A 5,162-nucleotide genomic window follows, 5' to 3' on the forward strand; every position below is an offset into this window, starting at 1 on the left:
ATTGAAGGGAAGGCCGTGTTCAGGCCTTCGGAGGGCGGTTGCATGAGCCTCGACAGGGACTGGGATTCGATCCGACCCGACCGCAGCTTCGCTGTCCATGCCGGCATGGGCATTTTGCGGATCACGTTGCTATTCGGCTCGGCCGTGGTGGCGCTGGCCTTGATCGCGACGCCCTTGCTCGACAGCCGGACGCGATTGCAGACCGCCCGCGACCATTTTGCCGGCGGCCTTGATGGAATGAGCACAGGATCGATTGGGAGCCCAGGGTCGGTGGGGAGCACAGGCTCGATTGGAAACACGGGCTCGATCGGCCATCGTGGGACCTACACGCTGCGCAGGAGCGTGCTGCAGCCGCTGCCCAGTTCGGTCTGCGTGATACGCGACAATGGCAAGCGCAGCGGCGACTGCTGAGATGGTTTAGAGCAGCCGTTTCACCGCCTGTTAAGCCTTTGCCATTAACCTTTCTTAACAGGTCGGCGCTAGGGTTTCGGCAAGCGGGATCGACGGCCATGAAAATATTGCTGCAACGATTTTTGGAAGACGAGACCGGCGCGACGGCCATCGAATATGGGCTGATCGTGACGGTGCTGTCGCTTGCCATCATAGGCGGCATCGGCCAGGCGGCTGATGCAATGGCGTGGCTGTTCAGCGACAATTCCAGCAGGCTTGTGAACGCTTTCGCGCAGTGATCGCGACCGGCCACCAGCATCCATAAAAGTCCGGTCGACAGAAATCCGGTCATCGCCCGCCGGGATTTTCCAGTATCGTCTTCAGCGATATTTTCGCCGAGCCCGGCTTCAGCGGTTTTTGCTGCGAGGCGTCGGGCGCCCAGCCTGACATCCAGACGATCGGAAAACTCGCCCTGATGCGACCATCGGCATCCGAAAAGCGCTCGGCGTAGATTTCGGCGACGCGGGCAAACAGCCTTCGTGTGCCCGGTCGCCTGCTGCGGTCGATGAGCGCGCTGGTCTCGCCCATCGCCCGCAGGTCCGCCATCAGGCCGAACAGCGAATCGTAGCGCACCGTCACCGTCTCGACATCGGCGACGGGCAAGGCCATGCCGGCGCGTTGCAAAAGTGCGCCGGCGTCGCGCACATCGGTGAACGGGATGACGCGCGGGCTGGCGCCGCCGTAAAGTTCGGTCTCGGCGGCGAGCAGGCTTTCGCGCAGCTCGGAAAGCGTACCGGCGCCGGCAAAAGCGCCGAGGAACAGACCATCCGGCTTCAGGGCGCGGCGGATCTGCACCAGCATGCCGGGAATGTCGTTCATTGCCTGAAGGGACAAAAGAGACACGGCGAGGTCGAGGCTTTCTGGCTCGAACGGCACGGTCTCCAGCGGCGCCACCAGTCCGGCGGCATCGCCCAGGAACATAGCGTCCGCCTCCACTCTTATGATGTCCGTAACCTTGCCGCTTGCCGCGAGCACGTCGACCGCCGCCGGCGTCTGGCAAAACAGCACGGCCGCTCTGTCGAATTTGCGCTCGACGGCGCCCAGCCGTTCGGCAAGCTCCTCGGCCGCCCGCCGCATCAGGAAATCCGCGCCGGCAGTCGGTCGGGCGAGCGCCCGGCGCTTGTGCGCCAGCCAGAGAGAAGTGTCCACTATAGGTTGCAACTGACGGTTCCTGGTTTCCGCTGTCTGATATAGGGTGGCGGGGGAGCAACCACGTGGCCGATCCAATGCCAGATATCAAGAGTATCGCTCGAAACGCATTGGACTGGCCGGCGCGCATCCTGTTTCCGCCGGTTTGCGCCGGCTGCCGACGGCATGTCTCGCAGCCCGGCGTGCTGTGCGGCGCCTGCTGGCCGAAGCTCAGGCTCCTGGAGCGGCCATGGTGCCCGGTGAGGGGCACGCCGTTCATCCATCACATGGGCGAGGGGTTCCTGTCGGCCGAGGCGATCGCCGACCCGCCGCCGTTCGAGCGCGCGCGGGCCGCGGTCGCTTACTCCGGTGTCGCCCGCCAGATGGTGCAAGGGTTGAAATACCAGGATCGCACCGACCTGGCGCCGTGGATGGCGCGCTGGATGGTGCGCGCCGGTGCCGAACTGATCGCGGAAGCCGATCTGGTCGTGCCGGTGCCGCTGCACTGGCGGCGTTTTTTCAGGCGCCAGTTCAACCAGTCGGCGGAACTGGCAAGGGCGGTATCGCAACTTGGCGGCCTGCCTTTTGCGCCCTCCGCGGTCAGGCGCGTCAAACTCACCCGCCAGCAGGTCGGGCTGGAGCGGCGGGAACGCGAGGAGAATGTGCGTGCCGCATTCAGAGTGTCCGAGGAGGCCGAGATCGAGATCGCCGGCCGCCGGGTGCTCTTGATCGACGATGTCTATACCACCGGCGCCACTGTCCGCGCGGTCGCCAAGGCGCTGAAGAAGGGCGGTGCCGGGACCGTCGACGTGCTGACCTTTGCGCGCGTGTTGCCGGGGGACTTTCGGGCCGACGAGTCCGCGACTATATAGATTGAAGAAAGGCAGGATTGCTGACCGATGGTCGACGTGACGATCTATACACGGATGATGTGCGGCTATTGCGTGGCGGCCAAGCGGCTGCTCGAGCGCAAGGGCGTTGCCTACACCGAGCACGACGCCTCCTTCTCGCCGGAACTGCGCAGGGAAATGATTTCCCGCGCGAATGGCCGCTCGACGTTTCCGCAGATATTCATCGGCGATACGCATGTCGGCGGCTGCGACGATCTCCATGAACTGGAGGCAGAGGGCCGGCTGGACAGTCTGCTCGCCAATGGCTCGACGAATTGAGGACATGACGATGGGTGCTTTCAAGGCGGCGGCGATCCAGATGCGTTCGGGCACCAGCCCCGAGCGCAACGCGGCCGATCTGGAGCGGCTGGTGTGCGAGGCGGCGGGTCTCGGCGCGACCTATATCCAGTCACCGGAAATGACCGGTGCGCTGGTCCGTGACAGCCAAGCGCGGGCCGCCTCCTTCACCTCCGAGGACAAGGACATCATCGTCTCGACTTCGCGGAAGCTGGCGAAAGATCTTGGGATCTTCCTGCATATCGGCTCGACCGCCATCCTGCGTGCCGACGGCAAGCTCGCCAATCGCGCGCTTCTGTTCGGGCCGGACGGCGCGACGATTGCCACCTACGACAAGATCCACATGTTCGACGTCGATCTCGACAATGGCGAAAGCTGGCGCGAATCCGCCGCCTACGAGCCGGGCACCCAGGCCGTCGTCACGGAGATCAGCGGCGCCGGGATTGATGGTGCGAGGCTGGGTTTCGCCGTCTGCTACGATCTGCGCTTTCCGCAGCTTTTCCGCGCCGAGGCGCTGGCCGGCGCCGACCTGCTTTCGGTGCCCGCCGCCTTCACCCGCCAGACCGGCGAGGCGCACTGGCATGTGCTGCTGCGGGCGCGCGCCATCGAGAACGGCGCCTATGTCGTTGCCGCGGCGCAAGGCGGACTGCACGAGGACGGCCGCGAGACCTATGGTCATTCGCTGATCGTCGATCCCTGGGGCCGCATCGTCGCCGAAGCTGCACATGACGAACCGGCGGTGATCATCGCTGAGATCGACCCAGCGCAGTCGGCCGCCGCGCGCAAGAAGATCCCAAACCTGAAGAATGCGCGGGATTTTGCGGTAAACGGCGGACAGGCTGAGGCACTGCCACTCAGGGGTGCAGCATCTTGATCCGGTTTTCTCTGATCTGCGAGCACGAGCACGAATTCGAGGGCTGGTTTCGCAGCAACGACGATTTCGACACCCAGAAGAAGCGTGGCTTCGTCGATTGCCCGACCTGCGGCTCGCACAAGGTCGAGAAGGCGTTGATGGCGCCGGCCGTCTCCACCGGTCGCAAGCAGGAGAAGATCGCACTAGCCATGGGCGAGGCCCAGAAGCAGGCGTTGGCGCAATTGAAGGCGATGGCCGAGAAGGTGCGCGAGAACGCCGACTATGTCGGCGACAAGTTTGCCGAGGAAGCGCGCAAGATCCATTTCGGCGAGAGCGATCCGCGCGGCATCTATGGCGAGGCGACGCTAGAGGAGGCGAAGAGTCTTGCCGAGGAAGGCGTTGAATTCATGCCGATTCCAAGCTTCCCGGACGAGCGGAACTGACAGGCTAGCTGACGCTCCCTATCAATTTCCCCAGCAGGCGAGCAAGCGTCTCTTGTTCGGTGCGCGTCAGACCGGAAAGTATCTCGTGCTCGTTGGCGACGTGGGCGGTGACCGCCTCATCGACCAATGCGAGACCTTTTCCGCTCAACTGCACGACGATCCCGCGCCGATCGTTGGGGTGCGGACCGCGCAGGATCAAGCCGGCCTTCTCCAGCCGATCGAGCCGGTTGGTCATGGCGCCCGACGTCACCATCGTCGCTTCGTAGAGGGCAGTTGGCGTCAGCGCGTAAGGCGACCCGGAACGGCGCAGCGTCGCCAGCACATCGAATTCCCCGGATTGCAGTCCGAAACGGGCAAACAGCGGAGCGAGGCGCTCTCGTGCAATCAGCGACGAGGCTTCGTTCAACCGTCCAAGCACGGCCATCGGAGAAACATCCAGATCCGGCCGTTCTTTTTTCCACTGCTCGATGGCTTTCGCGGCGCGATCCATCTATCTCACCTAAATATCTTGACGTTAAGAATCTTTCCGTTATCTTATCTCAAGACGCATTGCTCGCCAAGGGCTGCAAAGACAATAAGGTACCGTTATGAAATTTCTCTGGGATTCAGCGCCCGGCCTTTTGGTCGTCACCGGCGGCCTGCTCGGCCTGACGCTGCCGTTCGGCAAGATCGCCACGGCGGCCGGCGTTTCGGCCATGGTCTGGGCCCTCGTCATTTCGCTCGGCGCCGGCGGTGTGCTTTTGTGCGCCATGCTTCTGCGCGGGCAACGCATCCGGCTCACCCCGCACAGGCTGCGTTACTTCGTCGTCACCGCGGCGGTGTCCTATGCATTCCCCAATCTCTTGATGTTCTCGGCCATTCCGCATCTCGGCGCCGGCTATACCGGTATCATGTTCACGCTGTCGCCAGTGGTTACCCTGGTGTTTTCGATCCTGCTCGGCGTTCGGCGCCCCAATCTGCTTGGTGTCGTCGGCATTGCCGTCGGCTTCCTTGGTGCGGTGATGGTGGCGGGGACGCGCGGCGAGGCCGGCCAACCGGCCGAATTTTTCTGGGTGGCGGTGGGGCTGCTCATCCCGGTCAGCCTGGCCGCCGGCAACATCT

9 protein-coding genes are annotated in these 5,162 nt (G+C 63.8%); 7 read left to right on the forward strand and 2 right to left on the reverse strand.

Annotated features, from left to right (window positions below; translation table 11 throughout):
• Positions 1 to 42: 42 nt before the first annotated feature.
• Together EOA86_RS21295 and EOA86_RS21300 are read left to right on the forward strand one after the other, a co-directional pair.
• Positions 43 to 411, forward strand: a complete 369-nt coding sequence (locus tag EOA86_RS21295) for a hypothetical protein (RefSeq protein ID WP_029348559.1) — start codon at positions 43 to 45, stop codon at positions 409 to 411.
• A gap of 98 nt (positions 412 to 509) precedes the next feature.
• A complete protein-coding gene (locus tag EOA86_RS21300; protein ID WP_127211291.1) occupies positions 510 to 689 on the forward strand; it encodes a Flp family type IVb pilin in 180 nt (59 codons plus the stop codon).
• Positions 690 to 738: 49 nt separating this feature from the next.
• Here EOA86_RS21300 and EOA86_RS21305 read toward each other — a convergent pair whose 3' ends face one another.
• Positions 739 to 1,611: a methyltransferase domain-containing protein gene (locus EOA86_RS21305; RefSeq protein WP_128343430.1), complete on the reverse strand. Its 873-nt coding sequence runs from the start codon at positions 1,609 to 1,611 to the stop codon at positions 739 to 741.
• A gap of 53 nt (positions 1,612 to 1,664) precedes the next feature.
• Between EOA86_RS21305 and EOA86_RS21310 the strand changes: the two genes are divergently transcribed.
• The 4 genes from EOA86_RS21310 to EOA86_RS21325 are packed head-to-tail and all read left to right on the forward strand — an operon-like array spanning position 1,665 to position 4,061.
• The gene (locus EOA86_RS21310; RefSeq protein ID WP_128343431.1) at positions 1,665 to 2,450 is read left to right on the forward strand and encodes a ComF family protein; all 786 of its coding nucleotides are present in this window, start codon (positions 1,665 to 1,667) and stop codon (positions 2,448 to 2,450) included.
• A gap of 27 nt (positions 2,451 to 2,477) precedes the next feature.
• Positions 2,478 to 2,747 (forward strand): glutaredoxin 3, encoded by a 270-nt coding sequence (gene grxC / locus EOA86_RS21315; protein ID WP_065008462.1) that lies wholly within the window; start codon positions 2,478 to 2,480, stop codon positions 2,745 to 2,747.
• Between the two features lie 10 nt (positions 2,748 to 2,757).
• Complete coding sequence (locus tag EOA86_RS21320; protein ID WP_029348556.1) at positions 2,758 to 3,639, forward strand: carbon-nitrogen hydrolase family protein; 882 nt, start codon at positions 2,758 to 2,760, stop codon at positions 3,637 to 3,639.
• Complete coding sequence (locus EOA86_RS21325) at positions 3,636 to 4,061, forward strand: DUF1178 family protein (RefSeq protein WP_065008460.1); 426 nt, start codon at positions 3,636 to 3,638, stop codon at positions 4,059 to 4,061. The genes EOA86_RS21320 and EOA86_RS21325 overlap by 4 nt, the downstream gene beginning before the upstream one ends.
• Positions 4,062 to 4,065: 4 nt before the next feature.
• Here EOA86_RS21325 and EOA86_RS21330 read toward each other — a convergent pair whose 3' ends face one another.
• Positions 4,066 to 4,551 (reverse strand): MarR family transcriptional regulator, encoded by a 486-nt coding sequence (locus EOA86_RS21330; protein WP_127211296.1) that lies wholly within the window; start codon positions 4,549 to 4,551, stop codon positions 4,066 to 4,068.
• 97 nt (positions 4,552 to 4,648) lie between these two features.
• On the opposite strand from EOA86_RS21330, the gene EOA86_RS21335 reads away from it, so the two are divergent.
• Positions 4,649 to 5,162, forward strand: a 514-nt coding sequence (locus EOA86_RS21335; protein WP_164891883.1) for a DMT family transporter, incomplete at its 3' end; no start/stop codon positions are given.

Source organism: Mesorhizobium sp. M5C.F.Ca.IN.020.32.2.1 (assembly GCF_004023105.1).
GTDB lineage: Bacteria > Pseudomonadota > Alphaproteobacteria > Rhizobiales > Rhizobiaceae > Mesorhizobium > Mesorhizobium wenxiniae.

Bases quoted from the DNA above. Each gene is read 5' to 3' on its own strand.
- grxC (WP_065008462.1), top strand. From the start codon at position 2,478: ATGGTCGACGTGACGATCTATACACGGATGATGTGCGGCTATTGCGTG.
- EOA86_RS21330 (WP_127211296.1), bottom strand. From the start codon at position 4,551: ATGGATCGCGCCGCGAAAGCCATCGAGCAGTGGAAAAAAGAACGGCCG.
- EOA86_RS21295 (WP_029348559.1), top strand. From the start codon at position 43: ATGAGCCTCGACAGGGACTGGGATTCGATCCGACCCGACCGCAGCTTC.
- EOA86_RS21300 (WP_127211291.1), top strand. From the start codon at position 510: ATGAAAATATTGCTGCAACGATTTTTGGAAGACGAGACCGGCGCGACG.
- EOA86_RS21320 (WP_029348556.1), top strand. From the start codon at position 2,758: ATGGGTGCTTTCAAGGCGGCGGCGATCCAGATGCGTTCGGGCACCAGC.